The organism is Danxiaibacter flavus (assembly GCF_041060425.1).
GTDB classification, from domain to species: Bacteria; Bacteroidota; Bacteroidia; order Chitinophagales; family Chitinophagaceae; genus Danxiaibacter; species Danxiaibacter flavus.
The window spans coordinates 19,605-43,001 of the sequence record NZ_JAULBC010000010.1 but is presented as its reverse complement, the minus strand read 5'-3'; the positions used below and the strand labels follow the sequence as shown (position 1 = coordinate 43,001).

At 42.7% G+C, this 23,397-nt stretch carries 12 protein-coding genes; 4 read left to right on the top strand and 8 right to left on the bottom strand.

The window, feature by feature from the left end; translation table 11 throughout:
• Positions 1–8: 8 nt before the first annotated feature.
• Positions 9–2,663 carry a cation-translocating P-type ATPase gene (locus QTN47_RS24625; protein WP_369332106.1) on the bottom strand — a complete coding sequence of 885 codons (2,655 nt, stop codon included), beginning with the start codon at positions 2,661–2,663 and terminating at the stop codon, positions 9–11.
• Positions 2,664–3,547: 884 nt separating this feature from the next.
• Positions 3,548–4,204, bottom strand: a complete 657-nt coding sequence (locus QTN47_RS24620) for an oxidoreductase (protein ID WP_369332105.1) — start codon at positions 4,202–4,204, stop codon at positions 3,548–3,550.
• Positions 4,205–4,694: 490 nt separating this feature from the next.
• Here QTN47_RS24620 and QTN47_RS24615 point away from each other — a divergent pair, with 490 nt between their 5' ends.
• Positions 4,695–5,222, top strand: a complete 528-nt coding sequence (locus tag QTN47_RS24615; RefSeq protein WP_369332104.1) for a nuclear transport factor 2 family protein — start codon at positions 4,695–4,697, stop codon at positions 5,220–5,222.
• 402 nt (positions 5,223–5,624) lie between these two features.
• Here the strand turns inward: QTN47_RS24615 and QTN47_RS24610 are convergent, their stop codons facing one another.
• The 5 genes from QTN47_RS24610 to QTN47_RS24590 all read right to left on the bottom strand — a co-directional run bounded on the left by QTN47_RS24610 (position 5,625) and on the right by QTN47_RS24590 (position 15,815).
• Positions 5,625–8,165 carry a hypothetical protein gene (locus tag QTN47_RS24610; protein WP_369332103.1) on the bottom strand — a complete coding sequence of 847 codons (2,541 nt, stop codon included), beginning with the start codon at positions 8,163–8,165 and terminating at the stop codon, positions 5,625–5,627.
• 147 nt (positions 8,166–8,312) lie between these two features.
• Positions 8,313–10,130, bottom strand: coding sequence for a RagB/SusD family nutrient uptake outer membrane protein (locus tag QTN47_RS24605; RefSeq protein WP_369332102.1), 1,818 nt, complete (start codon positions 10,128–10,130; stop codon positions 8,313–8,315).
• Between the two features lie 18 nt (positions 10,131–10,148).
• Positions 10,149–13,685, bottom strand: a complete 3,537-nt coding sequence (locus tag QTN47_RS24600; RefSeq protein WP_369332101.1) for a SusC/RagA family TonB-linked outer membrane protein — start codon at positions 13,683–13,685, stop codon at positions 10,149–10,151.
• A gap of 255 nt (positions 13,686–13,940) precedes the next feature.
• A complete protein-coding gene (locus QTN47_RS24595; RefSeq protein WP_369332100.1) occupies positions 13,941–15,137 on the bottom strand; it encodes a FecR family protein in 1,197 nt (398 codons plus the stop codon).
• A gap of 87 nt (positions 15,138–15,224) precedes the next feature.
• Positions 15,225–15,815 carry an RNA polymerase sigma factor gene (locus QTN47_RS24590; protein ID WP_369332099.1) on the bottom strand — a complete coding sequence of 197 codons (591 nt, stop codon included), beginning with the start codon at positions 15,813–15,815 and terminating at the stop codon, positions 15,225–15,227.
• Between the two features lie 308 nt (positions 15,816–16,123).
• Between QTN47_RS24590 and QTN47_RS24585 the strand changes: the two genes are divergently transcribed.
• From QTN47_RS24585 to QTN47_RS24575, 3 genes are read left to right on the top strand one after another with little or no spacing between them, the layout of a single operon-like run.
• Positions 16,124–17,521, top strand: coding sequence for an SGNH/GDSL hydrolase family protein (locus tag QTN47_RS24585; RefSeq protein WP_369332098.1), 1,398 nt, complete (start codon positions 16,124–16,126; stop codon positions 17,519–17,521).
• 24 nt (positions 17,522–17,545) lie between these two features.
• A complete protein-coding gene (locus tag QTN47_RS24580; protein WP_369332097.1) occupies positions 17,546–19,498 on the top strand; it encodes a sialate O-acetylesterase in 1,953 nt (650 codons plus the stop codon).
• Positions 19,499–19,552: 54 nt separating this feature from the next.
• Positions 19,553–20,728: a prolipoprotein diacylglyceryl transferase gene (locus QTN47_RS24575; protein WP_369332096.1), complete on the top strand. Its 1,176-nt coding sequence runs from the start codon at positions 19,553–19,555 to the stop codon at positions 20,726–20,728.
• Between the two features lie 2,046 nt (positions 20,729–22,774).
• Here the strand turns inward: QTN47_RS24575 and QTN47_RS24570 are convergent.
• A complete protein-coding gene (locus tag QTN47_RS24570; protein WP_369332095.1) occupies positions 22,775–23,395 on the bottom strand; it encodes a helix-turn-helix domain-containing protein in 621 nt (206 codons plus the stop codon).
• Positions 23,396–23,397 lie beyond the last annotated feature (2 nt).

Genomic DNA, 23,397 nt, shown 5'->3' with positions numbered 1-23,397 from the left:
GTCATCTTTCACAACTCTTTTTTACCTTCCCTGCTACGCCACCACCATTTAAAGATTTCCATTACACCAATAATGCTGGCTGCGGCTGGCAGCAATAGCAACCACTCTTTAAGTTTTATCGGCTCCAGTTGCAGTGTATCATTAAGAACGGGAATATAGGCTGCTGATATGTGTACGACCTGTGCCAAGGCTATACCGGCAATCAATACATAGTTATTGCTGAAGGGAATTTTGAAAATGCTTTTCGTTTCACTCCGGCAATTGAGTACGTGAAAGTTTTGCATCAATACCATTAACATCACTACTATTGTACGTGCATGCTTTTCATCAAACCCCTGCAGCAACATATAATGCCATGCAGCAAACACAACACCTGCTATTACAAGACCTGAAACGATGATCTGGGTGTTCATTAGCCTATCAAAAATGCTTTCTCCGGGTTTGCGGGGAGGTTTGTTCATAACGGCAAAATCACCTTTTTCAAATGAAAGCGCAATATCCTGTATGCCGTTTGTCACCAGGTTCAGCCACAATAGCTGCACCGCGATAAACGGCAAGGGCATATTCAGTACGATAACCAATGCGATGCTTAGCAACTCTGCGGCCCCGGTGGAAAGCAACATGTAAATGATCTTGCGAAGATTATCGAAGGTAAACCTCCCTTCTTCCACACCGGCAGCAATGGAGGCGAAATTGTTGTCGGTAACAATAATGGAAGATGCCTCCTTGGCCAGATCAGTGCCAGCTCCCATAGCTACACCAATATGGGCAGATTTCAGGGCTGGTGCATCATTAGCGCCATCGCCGGTAACAGCAATAAAATGGCCGGTTGCCTTCATCGCTTCAACAATCTTTTGTTTTTGCAGTGGTGCCACCCGGGCAAACACTTTTTTATTTTTAATTTTCTGAGCAAGTTCTTTTGCGGGCATACCTTCAGTGCCGGACAATTCTGCGCCTGTTGCCACATCTTCAGGCTTTTCTGCAATACCCAATGATTTTGCAATGACAAGCGCGGTCGCCGGGTGGTCTCCTGTAACCATGATCACATTTATGCCGGCACGTTTACATTCTTCAACAGCTTCCCTGGCTTCAGGCCGCAGGGGATCTATCATGCCAATGAGACCAAGCAACTCAAGCGAATGAAGATTATCAATTTTAGTGTCTACCACTTCAGCACCAGCCAAAGCCAAAACCCTGTAACCGTCTGCTGCCATTTGCTCAGCAACGCGGTTGATTTCTTGCTGCTTTTCAGCAGGAAGTTTTTTCAGTATGACTTCCACAGCGCCTTTCATTGCGAACAACAGCCTGTTCTCTTTTTCGAAAAACACTGCAGAAAATTTTCTTTCTGATTCATACGGAATTAGTTCCTTGAGTTTACCCTGTTGCTGAAAGTATTTGGGATCTTTTCCAATCTTGTATGCCAAAGCCCTGAAAGCTACATCCACTGCGTCGCCTGAATGTTCCCAGCCCTTTTCAGTCTTTCTTAAAATGCCTTCGTTGGATAGAATACTCGCTATCAGGAACTTTTGCAATGGCCCATCTATCTCAGTAACCTTTTCGCCATCATCATGGATTTCTCCTTCACCGTTATAACCCTCGCCTGTTACATCATAGGATTTTCCGTTGGGCATGTACAACTTCTTTACGGACTGCTGATCCATTGTGAGCGTTCCGGTCTTGTCCGAAGCAATCATCGTGCAGCTTCCCAACCCTTCAACAGCGGGAAGTTTTCGCACAATCACATTTCTCCTTGCCATACGTCTTGTACCTATAGAAAGCGCAACAGTCAGGGCCACCGGTAATCCTTCAGGAATAGCGGAAACGCCTACCGCAACCATCAGGAAGAAAATGTCTTTGGCAGATGTCCCTTCAAAATAACCTATCACACCAAGTATTGCACAAACAACGAGCACAATAATGCTGATCTTTCTTGAAAAGGATTCCATCCGTCTTTCCAAAGGCGGCTTCTCTGATTCTGTAGTGCGAAGTGAGTCGGCAATTTTACCGATCTGTGTGTGTTCAGCGGTAGCGGTCACTATACCTGTACCGCGCCCCTTTTGTACGGTAGTGGCAGCAAACACCATATTTAACCTGTCACCCAATGCAAGATCTTCACCACCATTCAGCTGCTCTGTATTTTTGATGACCGGAACGGATTCTCCTGTCAGTAATGCTTCTTCCACCGAAAGATCTTTTACCTCCAGTAACCGCATATCAGCCGGAACTTTATAACCGGATTCGAGCAGTACAATATCTCCGGGAACCAATGCTTCGGAATCTATTTCAAGTATGTGTCCTCCGCGCTTAACACGGCACTTTACTTTTACCATATCCTTCAAAGCCTGTGCACTGTTTTCCGCGCGCCACTCCTGGTATGTACCAAGTATGGCGTTAAATACAATAATGAATGTAATAAAAATGGCATCGGTAATATCGCCGGTTGTGGCGGATATAATGGCGGCAGCTATCAAAACATAAATAAGCGGATTAAGGAATTGCCGGAAAAAAATGCCCAAAAGGGTTTTGGATTTTGGCTGAGGGATTTTGTTTAACCCATACTCTTCCTGTCTTCGATTAACTTCTTCTGTGGAAAGACCTTCAGCAGTGGCTTGTAGTTTTTGCAAAACTTCGTCTGCCGGCAATTGATGGTAAATTGTCTGCATAGCACATTATTAACAGGGTTAAACAATGGCGTCTGCCGCGATTTAAATCATGCGTCATATAGGACTGAACCTTGTGCAGCTTTGTTCAGCGCGTTGTACCTCAGTTTCTTCAAATCGCTTTTAAGCCGGGCAAACTTTATTAATGATGACCGAAAAGTCGTGCCGGATTTTGCACGTGCAAATACAATTATGCCTCAATTTAAGCAATAACAGACAGATTTAATTGAATAAAAAATGCTATTTGATGTCTCCGTTCACTTCTTCCCCGGGGTTATTTATCAGACTCCCTTGCTTAGGACGGGAACCAGTTGCATTCGTCGAAATGACGATGAAAGCTCATCAACAAAATGAATTACAAGCAGCATTTCTGGCAAGATGAAACTAATAGTAAAAAGGTTGCAACGGCATCGTCACATCGACTGAGAATTTGGTGAGCCACAATCAAAAAGAGATGACAGTACACTTCGTCAATAGTCCGTAGGACTTAAAGTTTAATAGAAACTCTAACATACCAGGTTCTCTTGTCCGTAGGACATTAACCCCATTTATTTGGTTAAAGTCCTACGGACTATGATGTTCTCAATTCGGACATTTCTATTAAGCTTAATTCCCTACGGGAAAAACTGTCACTGTTGTGAAATCTGTCATTGGCACGCAGGAGATGTCTCCCGACTTTAGTGCTGTTGAATTTTGCAGAAGACCAGGTATAAATTGTATTGAATATGACGAGATCGAAATTTGTAAAGGCTATAACCCTATTCTCTGTGCAACTCCGCGTGTTCTCCGTGGGTCTGTGTAACAATATTTTTGTTGCTGTCCTTGTATTTAATTGTGCCGCCGAATCATTCGGTCAATCCTTAACCAAAGCCAAAACAACACAGCACTTATAACAACTCCTTCATTTCCTTCCACTCATACACCTGCACTTTCCCCGCCGGCTTCTTTGCCGCATTCAGCATAGCTTTAGCAACTTCCTCACCTTTAATGCCTCGATATTTTTGAAGGTTACCCATGAAAAGCGGATTGATAACAGAGAACAGTCCGATCATAAATTTTTCCAGTGGCCTGTTTTCATTTTTTCTGTCACCCATTAACATAGAAGGCCGGAAGATATGTGTGTGATCAAAATTCAGTGCTATGATATCACGTTCTGTTTCGCCTTTTGTTCTGATGTAAAATATTTTTGAGTCCGCATTTGCGCCAACTGCGGAAACAAGAAATACGCCCTTTGCACCATTTTCCTTCGCAATAGTTGCTGCGAGCAATGGGTAATCGTGATCTATTTCGTAATACTTATCCTGGTCAGGCGTTTTATTTTTCGTTGTACCGATGGAAATAAATATATCGTCTCCCACAAGAGACTCTTTCATCGATGGAAGCGTGGCATAATCACCAATTAACATCTCCAGTTTTGGATGTGTTACCGGAAGTCGCTTGCGTACCACAGCTATTACCTGATCGTAACTTTCATCATTCAAAAGATCCTGTAATAAAAAGGACCCGATAAAGCCCGTGGCGCCAAATAGAATTGCTTTTTTCATGGAAGAGGTTTAGCTATGAGCTATCAGCTATGAGCTGTCAGCTGTCACAGATGTAACAAAGTACTGCATTTAATTCTATAGTAGAAACCACTATGAAACTTGAAAGATTTATGAACAGGCGCGCACGATTCAAAAATATATCTATCGCACGTTCTTTTGGCTGACCCAAAAGAACCAGAAACTCAAAGCAAACCCGATTAAAACCCTTTCTAATGCCGGGAAGCAAAAGTGCATTACCTTTTTACCACTTTTTAAAGTTTTACTTCTTGCTTCCGGTTAGTGCCTCCACCATAAAACGCAAATTCTGGCCTGTAAACACCATCACAAGGCAACTCTTTCCGTACTTCGTAGTTCGTACTTCGTACTTACCCTAACCCTTCTTCCAAAATCATGCATTTCTCCCTCTATTTAACCGTTACATATTAAAAAAATAATCAAAGTTTTTAGTATTTTGTTATAATAGAAATTATCCACTTTAAAATCAATAGCAATGAAATCATTTAAGCTAATGCTTTGTACAACACTAGTGGCATCTGTTTTCTTTACCGCCTGCTCTAACAATTCTGGCGACAAGTCAACGACAGCGAAAAACGATACGGCGGCAGCACTCACCTCCAGCGCAGCAGAAGTAGCACAACAAAAACTTGACGCCAACAAAAAACTGGTGAAAGAATTCTATCAGCAACTTTGGGGCGACAAAGACACTACCGCTGTAGATAAATATGTAGCCGAAAATATGAAACAGCATAATCCGCTTTTAAAAGATGGTAGGGATTGGCTGAAAATGGCCCTTAGAACCATGCTGACTGCAAAAAGTATTGAAAAAACAACCGTTGATATTAAGCAGGTTGCTGCCGATGGCGACCTTGTATGGCTTTTTATAAGAGATGTGGCACCTAACGGAAAGGTATTTGCGCGCGTTGAAATTTTCAGGGTTGAAAACGGAAAGATCACTGAAAACTGGATGGTGACAGAGCCTGTTCCGGCAAAATCGGCGAATAATAATGGATATTTTTAGCGACTGAATTAACAAGTACGAGTTACGAAGCCCGCCCGCGCCGAATGCGCATTCGGACGGGTACGAAGTACCCAGGTTCAGGCAACTTTTGTTCTCTTAACAGCGAGAAATAAAAACATATACACACAAATAAAAAACCTGCGACGCTGCCGCGGGTTTTTTTGTCTGTAATGAGTAATTGCTTTTCACTATTGGCTGACTAAAAGTGCAAAAAGGCAAGTGGCGTGCAAGTCGAACGTTAACGACGTCTACTTTAATTAGGAAGATAAGCAGAGGTATGCAATCCCGAAGCCCGCCTGACCGAACGGGCTTCGGGATTAGTTCGTCAAAAAGTTAATCTCTAACTATTATCGATAAGACCGCGGTCACACTTGTTGAATTTAGCCGGACAATAATGATTACTTATTTAACCCCCTTTGGTGCTTTCATCCCTGCGTATTCCCCGGTTTTTACTTTTTGTGGCTCGCCAACGAACTTAAATTCCATCTTTAGTCGTGGAGACTGTTCTGATGAAAACTCGCTTGTTACAACAACCTGGTTAACGCCTGCATTCAATTGCGGAATTCCGGCAACTTTCAGTTCTTTTATCTTGTTCCATGTAGCGTCGCATTTATAAACTGATTTACCATCAACAACAATTCTGTCACCGGCCTTTAGCGCTTCATCTATTTCCAGTGATTGATAACTGTTTATTTCAATTTTTATAGCTGAGACAGTTTCAGTCTTATTGCCTTCCTCTGCCTGAATTGTGATGTACAGCTTAGCAGGCTGCGCAGCATATGGATTTTGTACACTTAAACGTGTGCTTACCGGTTCACCTGTTTGCACTCTGCGGAATTTGTGCTCATAAGATGATTGAAGATTTACCGGGTATAAATTCCAGCTTTTGTCTCCTGTCTTTTCCAAATGAAATTCATTCTTTGGATCCTGCAATAGTTTCAATTGATCTTTGGAGAAAGCCTTAGCGTTTCGTGCGCTTTGCCATTCTCTTATCGCACTAAAAACATCAGTTTTAAATCCATTCTTTTCAATACTCTCGTCAACTCTCAATAAATAGCCCGCATTAAATGCTGCACTGCGCGCCTGGATCCATTCAATCTCTTCAGGGCGGTAATCTGCACCAAGGCTAAACCACCCCAGCATATGAGGCATATAGTTGCGGTTAAAATAACGCTGATTTTCTATTCTGTAATTGACCTGGCTTTGACGTAAGGCGTTGTACCACGGCTCGCCCCAGTTCATGAAGGAATAAATATGCCAGTAATAATGAAATGTTCCTGCGCCACAGGTAAGCACATATTTATCCAAACTCCTGTACCAAAGGTCCACAAACCTGGCGGCGCCATAAGTACCGTGTCCGGTGGGCGATTCGCCTCCGTATCCGTCAAAATCCATCAGTCCGAGCCCGGTTGTGTTACATACTGTGGCAAGTCTTTTGGCAAATGCATCCTGCAAATAAATGTCAGGATAAAAGCCCTGGTAATCACTATTTACAAGCTTGTCCACGCGTTCACCCGCTTTATGCCCTGTTTTAGCCGTTTTGTACTGACCGCGTTTGCAGTCGAGTAAGCGCCATGGAGCTTCTGTCGAAACAGCCCGGAAGTTAATCAGCTCCTTTCCAATCTTTACAGTATGTGTTCCAAAAGCATTGCGGAAAAAAGATGGGTCATCAATAAAGATGTCCTTATCATCCTCCGATAGATCTTTTGACAACGACGTTGTACCAGATTTTGCAAGACTGTCGCTTGGAACGGGTGAAATATACGCATCGTTTGTACCCGTAAACATGGTGAGCGTATGAACGCCCAACGCTATGTTACGGTGCCAGCCGGTATTCGTCAGTTTTTCAATATCAGCAGCACCCTGCGGGAAACGTTTAGTATGAAGACCAAAATGTCCCCAGCTTTCAAATAAATCACCCGCATGAATTAGTTTAAATCCACAACTATCGGCATAAGCCATCCCCTGCGTCATGTCTTTCCCTTCATACATCAGGTATGCCTGCCCGGGCACAGGTGACCGTTTAACCCACTCACCATTAAGCATGGGATGCGGTAACTTTTCATTCTTTTCTATTTCACCAATCACATCCAGGACTTTTGTTTCTTCACAACCAAAAAATGCAATGGCCGAGCCGGCAAAATCAACATCCACAGGTTGCACATACTGATGCTTGCCTGCATTGCCATTATTTACAATACGCGGAATTCTTCTATCTCTTGAAAACAATCTTAGCTCGCTTCCATAAGATTTCTTAACTGCAGCGCTTCCGCGATACATGCGCACGTATTCAGGCATATCACCGGTTACATTCACGTTTACTTCTACTGGCATGCCGACCTTATCTTTTAATGAATCCGGCAAATGCTGTCCAGGTAAGGGATCGATAAAGCTACCGCCGCCGGCATTATCATTTCCATCCGGTAACCCTTCAATGGTATTGATGTTCAAAGCCTGTAGTCCAACGGCAAAATCGTTATCATGTACAACGCAAACCGTTTCACCTATTGATTCGTGGATAGATGTTGCAAATGGCCCCCAAACTATTGCCTGCACACCATTGCGTGGCATAAGCTTTTGCAATTCAAACCGCAGGTAGGCACCTTTCCCAACAACACCAACTGTCGCTACGGAGCCATTTGAAAAGTTAAGGGTGATTTGCTTTTTCCCTCCGTTGTACACGGCTTTGGTTGGCTTTATGTACACAGAATCTTTGTACAAAGTGAGCAATGGCGACTGCATAGATGCAGCACCGTAATTCCTGCTATTTATTTTGGAAACAATACCAGTTATGTTTCCTGAATTGTTTATCTGCAGGGTGAGCCAGTCGGTAGTCAAAGTAATATCCGACGCCGGCGAAAAAGAAGACACGATGAATGATGTCACAAAAATCGAACAACAGGCGGCGTACCGTGCAATTTTTGTAAGAAGATTGTTTTGCATGCTTAGTAGTTAAGAGAGATAATTAAAAGCAGGATAAAGGGATGAAGCAATCAACAGCGCAAGGTTTGCAGCTTTGATCATCTGAACTTGTCCAAATTAAAGTGGCATCACCTACGAGAGGTGACACCACTATTCCTAACTGCTCAACTATTGAATGGTGGGATCGAAGTCTCCGTTATCCCAACCGATATTTTGTTTAAGATTAGGATCCTGTAATATCCATGCCGGATCAAGCGGACCAAAATAATAGTAGTCCTTCATATTGATCTGGTTGGTAGAGCTGATATCGATCGGATCGTGAGAATAATTTGTAATGTCCTGCAAAAACTTGTTCACATCAATGCTGCCGGGATTGAGTACAACGTTGCTCAGCCTTTGCGCTATTTCGCTGTTGGAGCCTGTAGTATCAATTCCGTAGGTTTTGGCAGCCTGTTTGTTGAGATATGGGCCCCATGCGTGCATGGTGCCGTAATTGTTAAGTACGCCAAACATCCGTCTGCGTCTCAAATCCCAAAAACGTTTTCCTTCAAGTGTAAACTCAACCTGGCGTTCCAGCATGATTGCATTGAGCGTCGCCTGGTAGTCCGAGCCAACATTTGCAGCAAGTCCATAATCACCTGCGCCGGCGTTAATATGCGCCCGTTGCCTTACGCTGATCATCAGTGTTTTTGCATCTGCAGAATGCCCTGTTTCATTAGCCGCTTCAGCCAGGTTTAACAGCACTTCGGCATAGCGGATAATGGGCCAGTCAAATGCCTGGTTATTCCAGAGTGTTGAACTGAGTGTTGTATCAATTTCTTTTCTTGCGTAGAACCCGGTATAATTGAATGTTTTATACCCATCATCTCCGGCTATGCCATTGAACACCCATTGTATTCTGTTGGGCACACCAGCAAAATCGTATTGCGCACCATTATACACAACGGTTGTATAAAAGCGCGGATCGCGATCTTTCCAATATTGCTTTTCATTATAACCCGAGGTAGGATCTGTAATACTTTTACCATTTTTCATCGGAAAAGATTTAACGAGCTCCCATGTCGGTTGTGCGCCACCAGCAGCGCCGGAGCTTACAGTCAGCGGGCGTTGCGCAGCCTGGAAACCATTGGTCTTATTCGGAAAATTATAGCGCAGATACAGCACCATTTCTTTTGCTGCGTCTGACTTTTTGTACCACCAGTTTTCTGTTGCTTTTAAAGAACTTTCGGAATACAGGCCATATCCATTGGCATCAAGCTCATTCTTTGCAGCGGTCAAAGCGTTATAAGCATTGGTCCAGTACGTAGGATTTTTTGTTTTGCAGAACAAGGGGCTGGCTTTTAGCAACAGCATTTCTCCTTTTACCGCCAGTGCAGCACCTTTGGTAATGCGGCCTGTGTTGTTGGCATCCCACGTGGAAGGCAATAACATTGCAGCGGAATCCAGTTGTTTTTCAATAAAATCAAAACATTCCAGACTGGTATTCCGTGCAACCATTAAGAGTTTAGGGTCTGATGTAGGATCCTGCACATCAGTAATAATAGGCACTCCGCCCAATACTTTCACCATTTTGTAATACACATAGGCCCTGAAAAAGTAGGCCTGTCCTTTCAATACTTTATATTGATCATCTGATAATATCGCCTTGCTATTTTCTATGTTAGCAAAAAAAGTATTCAGCCCTCTAACGGAAGAATAGTCCCAGCTTCTGTCGGGATAACCGTCCTGGGTTTGTGCAGTCCCTTTTAAAGCGGAAGGTAACGTAGTTGTGCCGGCCTCTTCCGAATAATTTTCATTACGGTTCCACGCCGGAAGCACGTTGTAAAAATTATTGATATAGAATTCAATAAACTCAGGAGATCCCCATTGTTGTTCTGGTGTTACTGCGCCAACTCGTTCCACATCAAATGCCTTGTTGCACGATCCAAGCACAGCTGCAGAAATAAGCGCGATCGTAGCTTGTATGATTGATTTCATCTTTTTCATTTGTAGTTAGTTTTCTGGTTAAAAATTCACACTTGCCCCGAAAGTGAAACTCTTCATAAGCGGGTACTGTCTGAAATCGCCACCACGCTCAGGATCATAATAACCTGTATGATTCCATTGATGCAAATTTTCGCCGCTGAAATAAATGCGTGCATTTTGCAATTGTGTATGCCTGAACCACGCCTGGGGAAGGTTGTAGTTAACGATCAGCGATTTTAAGCGCAGGAATGCACCATTGTTCATCCAGAAAGTAGACGCAACTTCAGCATTAGAACCTATCTGCCAGTCGTTCCACACAGGGCTGGGCATGTCGGCAGTAGCGGCTGTTTCAGGAGTCCATGCATTTTGCCAGATCTTCAGGTTATTGTTTCCCGGCAATGGTCTTCTAACATATACATCCGTTGGCATGATATCATACTTTGCTATGCCTGCGAAAATTGCAGTTACATCCAACCCTTTCCAACCCACTGTAAAATTGAGTCCATAGTTCACTCTTGGTATTCCGTTGAATGAGAGCGGAATGGCATCATTACCATCAATTTTGCCATCAGGTTTGTCCTGACCCAACGGACCTCTGATATCTTTATACAACAACATACCGGGCTTAGGCGCATTGCCAAAAATGGTAAAACCCGCGCCGTTCTTACTGAGTATGGCATCAACATCTGCCTGTGTTCTGATAATACCTTCAGACACATAACCGGTTATCCAGCCCGCTACCGGTTTGCCGATTTTATTTTCCGGATCTCTGACAGAAGCAGCCTGATCTACTTCAATATATTTATTGGTAGAAGTGGACCAGTTGGCACCTACCCTGTAAAACACGTTGCCAATTTTATTTTCATGCGAAACGGCGATCTCAATACCCTTTGCAGATGCTTTACCATAGTTCACTGCGGGCAGTGAGGCACCGACAGTGCTTGGTATTGATGCGTTACGCTGACCAAGGATGTCTTTTGTTTTCTTTGCCCACAAATCAATTGTTGCACTTATCAGCCGGTTGGGCATACTTACGTCAAGACCAAGGTCGTAGTTGCGGTTCTTTTCCCAGGTAATGTTTGGATTGATGGTTCCTCCAAGAACGGTTGAAGGAGGATTTCCGTTGCCAAGATATACGCCGGAATTAGAGTTAAACGTATAGTTCTGCTGCCATTGCCAGGCTGCTGTATTGTTTGATCCGGTTATGCCATAAGAGAAACGCAGCTTCATGTAATCGATGGTTTTTCTCAGGCCCGCAAAAAAGTTTTCGTTAGAGATATTCCACGCTGCAGAAGCGGCAGGAAAATAACCCCATCTGTTTTCCGGAGGAAAGATATAGGAACCGTCTGCTCTGAAAGTGACGCCGAGCATATACTTGTTGGCATAGTTATAATCAATCCTGCCAAAATAAGAAGCTTGTCCGGCAAGGTTTTGCTGATTACCGGAAACGGTGCGATTGGCCGGTGATGTAGAGGCACCATTGAATTCCTGGAAGTTCAGGTTATCAAAATAGTTGCCCTTGCCTGTAATGTATTTACCCCAGCTTTTTAGTTGTTCATATGCAACAAATGCGGAAATGTTGTGCTCACCAAAAACACGGTTGTAGTTCAACATAAAATCCAACTGGTAGTTGCTGTTTATCGTCCATGTTTCAGACAATACCTGTGAAGCACCTGCACCGGCGGTTTGCGCCTGGTCAAGTATTTTATATCCACCCGTTCTGGCTGAGTCAAGCTCATCTGTTATGATGTGGTTGTGCTGCCCGGCGGTTTTGAAATAATAGATATAGGGTGCATTGGCAAAGGTTTTTGTATAACCATTGTAAGTATTGTATGCAAACATTCCTTTAGCTGACAACCCTTTAATGCCGGGAATATTATATTTCAACTGAAACGTAGGAGAGATATTGGAGTTATAAGGCCTGATATAACCACCCGCACCTTCTGCCAGGTTTGCAGTATTTGTATTGTCAAAGTTACCTACCGGCAAGCCATTGATAAACGCAGGACGGCCCGGCGTAACCATCAAGAGACGGTTGTAGATGTTTGACAGGTTGGGATCTCCGTAATCATATGCCCAATAAGGACGGTCACCTTTGTCCCAGGAAGCATTTACATCCAGCGTAAAGCTGAGCGAACTATTGATCTGTCCATCCAGTTTTGCCAGCAAATTATATTTGTTGTATTTGTTAGAACTGGAACCTGTCTGGCTTAGATAGCCGCCGGATACATAGTAGCGTACATTTTTTGCGCCGCCGCTCATAGAAAGCACATGGTTGGTGTTCCATGGATCTCTCCAGGTCTCATCTACCCAGTCGTAGGAATGTGTTTTAAAATATTCGAGTTCATCATCGCTGTAGAAAGTGGGATCATTTGCCGGAAGACCTTTCTGTGCAAAGGCTTTGTTTGCAAAAGTGTATGCCTCAAAGGCGTTCATCCGGGGTGGCTTTACAGTTGGCTTATTGGTAGTGTAAGAGCCATTGTAGGAGATCTGTGTTTTATCCGAGTTGCCTCTTTTTGTTGTAACCAATATAACACCATTGCCGGCCTGCATACCATAAATGGAAGCAGAAGCCGCGTCTTTTAACAAGCTGAGATTGTCGATGTCTGAGGGATTGAGTGAAGCAAACACACTTGCATTACGAATTACACCATCAATCACATATAACGGATCAGTACTACCCTGCCAGGTTGCAACTTCTCTTATTTTGATGCTTGCACCTGCGCCTGGGTAGCCACCGCTTTGCATAACGGTAACACCCGGAGCCAGGCCCTGCAGCAATGTTGCCGGCGATGCAGTTGGCCTGTCAGCCAGCCTTTCAGATTTAACTGTTCCAACAGAACCGGTCAGGTTTTCTCTTTTTTGAGATCCGTAACCTACAATAATTACCTCTTGTTTATCTTCTATGGATGTCAGCAGATTTACAGTTATTTCTCTTTTATCGCCCAGCTTTATTTCTACCGACTGTTTGCCGACATAAGTGATCAATAGAACTTTTGCAACATCATCAGGAATGCTGATCGCAAACTCTCCCTTTTCACCTGTAGCCACACCTGTTTTGGTTCCCTTCAATAAAACGTATGCACCAACAAGGGCTTCTCCGTTTTCATCAAGTACCTTTCCTGTAATAATGGTGGCCGGCGGAGGAAGAGCAGCCCCCGGCAAAAACAGATCATCTTCATCCTGTTTTTTCTCAAACACAACAATCATTTTCTCTTCAATATTGTAGTCAAGCCCCTGCGTTCTTAACGTAGCATTCAGCAGTTCTTCCAGGGAACCTTTGCTAATATCTACATCAACGTTCTTTGCTTTTTCTAATATCTTATAATTACAAAATACCGTGTAGCCCGTTTGCTTCTGAATTTCTTTAAAAACTTCCTTCAGTGCAACGTTCTTTCTTACAATGCTTACACGCTGCGCACTTCCTTTGGCACTTACCTGCAGGCAGGCAACCAAAAGGATATAAACGGTCAGTTTCATAGCGAGAAAAATTGTATTGTTTGTTTTCCCGCAAACCTTTTTAAAGTAGTTAATGGCAAGCAGGCCGGTGGGAAAACGTCCTTTTAAAAAGGACATGCAATAAGTTTTGGAATACATAACTTTACTTAGATTTTGGTTAATAGAATACCTGTTCCCACTTTGTGGGAAAGTAATTAGCGTTACACAGGAATGACCAAAATCATTTCACATTCGTGAAGACTCCGGGAAGTGCTACCGACACTTTCCGGTTTTATTTTGAGCCATACCTGTTAAAAATTGAGTAGTGGAGAAATTAGCTTTCGTTTGTCATAAGCGTTTGTTTTTCGTGATGATAGATTGTTATGAAAAGAGTTATTTTAAAACGGTGACCTTATTGCCTTCCAGCGTAAACTTCACCCCGCTTATTTCAAGCATTTTCAATACAGTTGATAGTCTCGCATTTCTTTGAATATCTCCCCAGAAACGATCATTTGGTACTTTTCCACCAGCATATTCCACTTCAATATCATACCATCTCGCCAACTGGTTCATCACAACCTGAACACCTGCATTATCAAAGCTGAAGAGGCCATTCTTCCACGCCATTACATTGGTTATATCAGCATCTTTTACAACCGTAAATTTTCCCTTCTTATCCATTTTTGCCTGGTTGCCGGGTAACAGGAAAACCTCCTCCTGCTGTTTTTTTACTTTTACTTTTCCTTCAACCAACGTCGTTTTAATATCGTCTTCATCATCATATGCATTAATATTAAAGTGTGTTCCCAACACCTGAACTTCACCCGCGTCGCCTGATGCCTTTTGTATATGCACGGTAAATGGTACGGGCTGTTTATTGGTTTCATCAACCAGTTTGGCAACTTCAAAATACACTTCACCGGTTATCTCTACTACACGTTCCTTCTTACCAAAAACAACCGGATAGCGTATAGATGAAGCAGCGTTCAACCAAACATTGGTTCCATCTGAAAGATGCAATTTGAACTGCCGCGCTCTTGGCGTTTGAACCGTATTATAGGAAAGTACTTCGTTCGCTTGTTGTTCTCCATTAACCGAATAAGTGAGTTTTCCGTCTTTGTTCGTCAGTTGAACGTTGCCATCCTGTACCGGCACAGTGTTTCCGGAACTATCCAGCATTACCTGGCGGCCATCGGCCAGTGTAAGAATAGCGCCATCTGTGCCAGGCTTAACATCATTTTTATATGACTGGGTTGTTGCAGCTATCGTTTTTTCTTTCTCTTTATCTGATCGATTGAAAAGAAAATAAGCACCCGTTGCAATAACAGCTAACAACGATGCTGCTGCCACATACTTTAGAAACCTGTTGCTGCGCATTCTGCTTACCGGCGTTTGCTGCTCATCCGTTATTTCCTTATCAATACGCTTCTTTAATTGTTCTTTGAACACATTGCGTTCATCTTCCGACCATTGCCAGGAACCTTCTTCATTTAAAGAATTGAACCAATCTTCAATTGCGTTTTTTTCTTCCTCGGTGCATAATCCAAGCCTGTATTTTTCCAGGAGTTCTTTTGCCTGTTGCGGATTCATGAACGGTTAGTTGGGTGATAGATATTTACGTATCACATATAAGTTCCCGCAACAGAACGATGGTAGTAGAAGATTTGAAAAAAAATTTTAAAATACGCCTGAGAGGAAATGGAAGACGGGAATTGCCATGATTAACACAATATGCATTTGGGTGCGAATGACCTTCAATGCGTTGCCAACCTGTTTTTTTACGGTACGTTCGGCAATACCCAAACGCTTTGCAATCTCTTTGTGGGAGAGGTTTTCGCCCCTGCTCAACAAAAAAACCGTGCGCATTTTGGGAGGAAGTTTGTCAACCGCTTTTATTACGACAGACTCCAGTTCATGTGATGTCACTTTACTTTCGGTAGAAGAATCTTCCTGTACAAAATGACTACTGAGTGTAGAAAGGAAATTACGTTTGCGGATATTTTTTTCAATATAGCGTATGCTAAGATTGCGTGCAGCTTTTATTAAGTATGCGGAAAGAGGACCGTTAATCTGCAGTTCATTGCGTCTTTTCCACAGAGAGACAAAGATTTCCTGTACAATATCGCTCGCTTCTTCAGAAGATTGGGTCACCTTCAAAACGTATAAAGACAATTGCTCCCAATAACGCTCGTATATTTCCGTGAAGGCACGATCGTCATGGTCGCTTAACAGTTCAAGCAGCCGTTCGTCAGTCTGGAGGTGATACATGCAGAATTAGAGATGTACGCCTAATTTAAGCATGTTCAGACATATTTCATAACACAAACGTTTGTGTAAATTTTAAATTTACCATGTTGATTATACACAACTCACGGTTTTAACAGCAGCTATTGCAGTATTCATGAGCCGAAGTATATGATGTGCATCATGATTACTTTCGTTTGTCAATATAGGACGACTTTGTTTTTCGACCGGCGGCATCGTTGTTGCAGAACTTGTTAACCTTTGCTACCCGATAGAGGTAAACCGGGTTTTAACACACTTGTAAGGAGATTTATCTTTTAAAAAAGCATTCTATGAGATCAAGGTTAATGACATTGGGCATTTGCGCAATATTCTTTTCACCGGCTTTTTCGCAAAAGTCTCCTGAACCTTTTAAACAAGGTGACCGCGTAGTATTTGCCGGCAACAGCATTACTGAAGCGGGGTTTTACGAAACTTATATCTGGCTGTATTATATCACCCATTTCCCGGAAAGAAAAATTGAAGTAATAAACGGGGGTATTGGGGGAGATGTGGCAAGGCAGATCTATGTCCGACTGGATGATGATATACTGGCTAAAAAACCAACTGTACTATCCGTAAGTTTTGGAATGAATGACAGCCGTTATTTTGAATACCCGATGCATAAGGATAAAACGGACAGCGTTCGCAAATCCGCCATTGATACTTCTTACAAATGGTTCACGCGCATCCGCGATAAACTGAACGGCATAAAAGATCTTAAAAAGATCATGATGCTTTCATCTCCTTATGATGAAACGGTAAAAAATGGTAAAGAACCTTTTTGGGGTAAGTTTAAAACCATGGAAGGCATTTGCGCTTTTCAAAAAGAAGAAGCGGCTAAAAACAACTGGGCTTTCGTAGATCTCTTTTACCCGATGACAGAGATCAATAAAAAAGGCCAGCAAAAAGACACAGCGTTTACGATCACCGGCCCTGACAGGATCCATCCGGGCAATGCTGGTCATTTGGTGATGGCTTATTTGTTTCTTAAAGCACAGGGATTGGCCAACAAGCCAATTGCTGATATTGTCATTGATGCAAACGCAGCAAAAACGTTGAAAGCAGAAAATGCAAGTATCTCCGGCCTGCAGAAAAAGAACAACAATATCGCATTTACTTACCTGGCTAAATCACTTCCTTTCCCGATCGACTCAACAGCACGCGTGTTTTGGAATCCGCAAAAGCAATACGAAGCGCTTGATGTAATTCCTTTTACGAAAGAGTTTAATAGCGAATTACTACAGGTTCAGCATCTTGATCAATCAGCCAATTACAATCTGAAAATCGACGGGCAGTTGATCGGCTCTTATACCGGCGCTGCATTAAACGGCGGAGTTAACCTTGCAATGATCAGCACCACCCCGCAATACCACCAGGCAAAGCAGATAATGGACCTTCAATTGAAGAGAAAGGATCTTGAGGATAAATTGCGCTCTTTCTATTGGGTCAGCTATGATTTTCTGTATGACAGAGGTTTATTTTTAAAAGACACTCCCGCTATTACGGATTCGGTGATCGCCGAAGCAAAAAAGAATCCGTTCATCGGAGGCAAGAAAGATGCATACCTGGAGCTACATGAGAAATCAGCGCGGGATAAAGTGCAAAAACAAATGGATGAGATGACGGACAAAATGTATCAGCTTGCAAAACCTGTAGCACACAAAGTATCTATCGAAAAAGTAAATTAGTTTTAGTCTGATCAATACTAAATAATGAAGCGAACAATAAAAACCGCATTTGCAATATTGTTTTCCATACCAGCGCTTAATTCAAAAGCTGATGTAAAGTTGCCGGTACTGTTTCAAAGTAATATGGTGCTTCAACGTGACAAGCCCTGCAATATTTGGGGAACTGCGGATAAAGGGGAAAATGTTACGATTGAATTTAATAATGCCTCTTATAAAGCAGCGCCTGTAAATGGCAAATGGAAAATAAGTCTGCCTGCAACACCTGCCGGCGGTCCGTACAAATTGACCATCAAAGGCACTAATACAATTGAGCTGGACAATGTTTTGTTTGGTGATGTATGGGTCTGCGGTGGCCAGAGTAATATGCAATTTAAAACGCGTGACGCGCGCCCGAAGGCAGATACCTCTTTTTTCAACAACAATAACATCCGTTTATTTACAGCCGGCATTGGAATGGACTATGCACCGCAGGATACATTAAAAGGTGGTGAATGGAAAATGGCTACAGAAAAAAATGTGGGCGACTTTGCGGCTGTGGGTTTCTTCTTTGGAAGTTATTTACAAAAACATCTGAATGTGCCGATCGGACTGATCAGCGACAACCTTGGCGCCACTGCCATTGAAGAGTGGATGAGCAATGAGGCCATTCACCAGTTTCCGCAGTTTAATAATTATTACAACCTCTACCTCGCGCCCAATAAAAGCATGGCGGAGATGAACAATGATTTTGAAAAGACAAAAGCCGACTGGAACAAAAAATATTATTTAAAAGATGATCCGGGATTAAAAGAAGAATGGTTCAAATCCGAAACAGATGTAACAAGTTGGCAAACCATGCATCTTCCTGCGCATTGGGAGGATAAGAACTTAAAAGACTATGATGGTTCTGTTTGGTTCAGAAGAAGTTTCGATTCTTTTCCGCATGATTTTGCAGGCAATGCCTATATAAATTATGGCCAGGTTGATGACTATGATATTGTTTGGATCAACGGAGTTAAAGTAGGAGAGGGTTATGGTAATCAGAATATGCGTTCGTATAAAATTCCGGCTAACATCATAAAACCAAAAGACAATATTGTTGTAGTGCGTGTTTTTGATGCAGGCGGAAAGGGCGGCATGTTCAATATGTTCTGGGCACCCTATTGGGCGGGTGAATGGAAATATAAAACCGGTGTAAAGATCAACGCTTCATCATTTAAAAGACCATTGGTTTCTAACGCATACATATTCGGATCGCCAACTGTTTTATACAATGCGAACATTGCACCGCTCACGCAATTGTCCATTAAAGGATTTACCTGGTACCAGGGCGAGGCCAATGCAGGAAGAGCGGAAGAATACAAAGATCTGCTGCCAGCGATGATCAAAGACTGGCGCAAACAATTTAACCAGGGAGATCTGCCATTTTTGCTTGTTCAGCTTCCCAACTTTATGCCCGAAGATAAACAGCCGGGAAACAGCGAATGGGCCGAGCTTCGCGAAGCACAGACTTCGGCATTGTCTTTGCCCAATACCGGCATGGCAACAACCATTGATGTAGGTGAAGCCAATGATCTGCATCCGCACGATAAAATGTCCGTCGGCAATCGTCTCGCTATAACTGCATTGAATATGGCATACGGCATAGATAGTATTCATCAGAGTCCGCGTTATAAAAACATGCAGGTGGTTGGAGATAGCATTATCGTTACCTTCACCGGCAATTTCACCAGCAGGGATAAATATGGTTATGTGCGTGGGTTTAGCGTTGCGGGGCCGGACAAAGTTTATCATTGGGCAAAAGCATATGTAAAAGGTGAGAACACCGTTGTTGTATACGGCCCGGATGTTAAAACACCTGTATCGGTGCGCTATGCATGGAGCAGTAACCCGGGTGATGTTGACCTGTATAACGGACAGGGATTGCCGGTGGTGCCGTTCAGAACGGATGACTACCAGGGCATGACCGCAAATAAAAAATTCTCTTACAACGAATAAATCTTTATGACAGCAATAGTATTTCTATCGTCATAAAGATGATCGAAAGCAATAATGTATCCCAATTTATATTACGTCATAAAAGAGCTGTTTGGAATAAATGTCCCTTTTTTAAAGGTGATCAGCTCCGCCGGTTTTTTTATGGCGCTAGCATTTATTCCCGGCGCCTGGCTGTGGGGGTATGAACTGAGGCGAAAGGAAAAGAACCGTGAACTTACTTATATAACAAAGACCATAACAATTGGTAAACGCACTCTTATTAAACGCGTTTTACTTCACCTGATACTGGGATTTCTTGCAGGATTTAAACTGGTTGGTTTATTGTTCACACCGTATGAGATAACTGATAATAAAGAATACCTGTTCTCCTGGAAAGGCAACATACCGGTGGGGGTTTTATTAGGAATTATCTGGGCAACAGTGACGCTGTACGTCGGTTATATGCAGCGCCTGTACAGGCCGGAGAAAAAAGTGATTGCAGTTTATCCGCATGAGTATGTTCCCAAGGCGATATTGGTTGCGGCTATTTCCGGCATTATTGGCGCGAAGGTTTTTGGCTTGATGGAAAACTGGAACGCGTTTCTGAATGATCCCATCAAAAACATTTTCGCGTCAACCGGATTTGCTTACCTCGGTGGTTTTATCGTCGCCACTTTTGCTATGTGGTATTATCATTACAAGTTTGGCGTACAACGTATGCGTATGGCCGATGCATTGGCGCCTTCGCTGATGCTGAGCTATGGCCTTGGCCGCATCGGCTGCCAGATAGCGGGTGACGGTGACTGGGGAATAAATAATCCGAATCCTAATCCTTACGGTTGGCTGCCGTCGTGGTTGTGGAGCTACGATTACCCGCACAATGTGTTAAGGAAGGGCATATATATGCAGGATTGCACCTGGGATGATTATTGCAACAAACTGGCGGTACCGGTTTTTCCAACACCATTATATGAATTGATCCTTTGTCTTTTTTTATTTGCCATTTTAATGTTGATCCGCAAACAGATCAGGATGGCCGGAAGAATATCGGCTATCTATCTTATGTTCGCCGCCATTGAGCGGTTTACAATTGAAAAAATCCGCGTGGATGTACGATATGATTTTTGGGGATTTCATCCTACGCAGGCGGAAATGTTATCTGTATTTCTGTTCGTATGCGGTGTGTTTTTGTTTTTTATTGCGCCGAAGTTGAACGCGAATAGGGTGCGGAAACCCGATGGTGATGTGTAATTGGTATATGTCCTACGGACAATACATGCACTAACGCGAATTTACTATTGAGCTTGATGCCCTACGGGCAAATGCAAAGTCGCGTTCAGGATAGGAAATCACTGACCAGAAATTTTGCAATCTCTCAATCAACAATACAAAGGCTTTTCCTGAAGACCTCAGTATTTTAATATTTTTATTGCGCCCTTTGACCGCTTGATCACCGTTTGCTATTTTTCCCAGTGGATTGCCCCGGGCTAATGATATGAGGCCTTCAGCCTCATGCAAAGACGTGCGAATTGTCCCCGCTGCAAGCTCTGCGAAGCCTCCTGGCTTGTTAGTCTTACACTATCGCTTGCAGCGATTCATTGTTTTGAAGAAAAAAGAAATTTGTTTCACGCAGCGAGCGCAAAGAGGCGTCGACGCGACGGACCTATTCTCTGCTAAGCCTCCGACTTTCAGTCTTAATTTACTTTTGCCGCGATCTGTACTCAAAACCCAATCACCGAATAAAATAAACCAACGTGTTGAACCGGAATTTCCGCGAAGCGGAAAAACTTATATTCTCTTACATCCCTTCTATGCAACTGGTGAATAGTCAATGGTCAATGGTGAAGGTCCGAACTGGTTAAGTAAATATATTGTCGTTTAAGTGTTATTATTATCCTGGGCAAAAGCTCTTATTTGCTCTTATATTTCTTAAATGGTTTAAAAAACTTCGCTTCGGTCAGCTTTAGGCTTTGGGCTTTAAGCTTTATCCGTGTTTACAAAGAAACGTTGGCGCCCGACACCTTACTTATATGGTTCAAAAACCCCCGCTCAGGTCTATACAGTGTTGTATTCTTATAGCAATTTGTCTTTTACAATTAATCGCAGTGGGTGATCGAGAAGGCTGCGGCACCTGAAATTCCGTGAAGCGGAAAAACTTATATTCCCTTACATCCCTTCTATTACAACTAGTGAATAGTCAATAGTCAATGGTGAAAGTCCGGTCTGGCTAAGTAAATATAAAGTCGTTTAACTGCAATTATTATTGTAGGCAAAATTCTTATATGCTCTTATATGCCTTATATGGTTTAAAAAACTTTGCTTCGGTCAGCTTTGGGCTTTAAGCTTTTCAGTTGTTTACAAAGAAACGTTGGCGCAGCCGACACCTTACTTATATGCAACTGGTGAATAGTCAATGGTCAATGGTGAAGGTCCGAGCTGGTTAAGTAAATATATTGTCGTTTAAGTGTTATTATTATCCTAAGCAAAAGCTCTTATTTGCTCTTATATTTCTTAAATGGTTTAAAAAACTTCGCTTCGGTCAGCTTTAGGCTTTGGGCTTTAAGCTTTATCCGTGTTTACAAAGAAACGTTGGCGCCCGACACCTTACTTATATGGTTCAAAAACCTCCGTTCAGGTCTATACAGTGTTGTATTCTTATACCAATTTGTGTTTTACAATAATCGCAGTGGGTGATAGGGTAAGGCTGCGGAACCTGGAAATTCCGCGAAGCGGAAAAACTTATATTCTCTTACATCCCTTCTATGCAACTGGTGAATAGTCAATGGTCAATGGTGAAGGTCCGAGCTGGTTAAGTAAATATATTGTCGTTTAAGTGTTATTATTATCCTGGGCAAAAGCTCTTATTTGCTCTTATATTTCTTAAATGGTTTAAAAAACTTCGCTTCGGTCAGCTTTAGGCTTTGGGCTTTAAGCTTTATCCGTGTTTACAAAGAAACGTTGGCGCCCGACACCTTACTTATATGCAACTGGTGAATAGTGAATGGTCAATGGTGAAGGTCCGAACTGGTTAAGTAAATATATTGTCGTTTAAGTGTTTCTATTATCCTGGGCAAAAGCTCTTATATGCCTTATATGGTTTAAAAAACTTCGCTTCGGTCAGCTTTAGGCTTTAAGCTTTATCAGTTGTTAACAAAGAAACGTTGGCGCGGCCGACACCTTACTTATATGGTTTAAAAACTTCGCTTCGGTCAGCTTTAGGCTTTAGGCTTTGGGCTTTAAGCTTTATCAGTTGTTTGCCAGGAAACGTTGGCGCGGCCGACACTTTACTTATATGGTTCAAAAACCTCCGCCCGGTTTGCCTTGTTCCGTAAAAAGATACAATACCAGCAGCGTTACTGTCATATTACTATCATTAACAGGTACATGCCCTATGGCTCCGTCAAAGAAAAGCGCATCGCCCTCGCTCAGTTCAAATATTTTATCTTCTAACGCATACTTTAAGTTACCGCTTAGCACGTAAATAAATTCAAAAGCGGCAGTGGTAACCTGGCTTCGTTTCGCGCCGGGCTGCAGTGTTAAAAATGATATTTGAAAGGCCCCTCCTTCAAAATTGTATTCAAGAATAGATTTATACTCAAAGCCAATCGCACTTTCTTCCTTTTCATAAACCGTAAAGCCTGATTTGGGAAGAAAAAAGTAACCAGGAAAATCACTCTCCGTGCTAAGTTGTGAAAAGAAAGTCTCCGGACGGATCCCCAGTTTATTAATAATAGTGAAAAGTGTCGGAATGGTAGGAATCATCCGGCCATTTTCAATTTTTGACAACATTGCGCTTTTAATGCCGGTAATTGCCGAAAGGTCGAGCAATTTCAGGTCCTTTTCTTTCCTGTATTGCCTTATCAGCCCGCCTATTTTATAGTAAACCAATTGTCCATGCCCTAAAGAGTCCTGTTCCATCA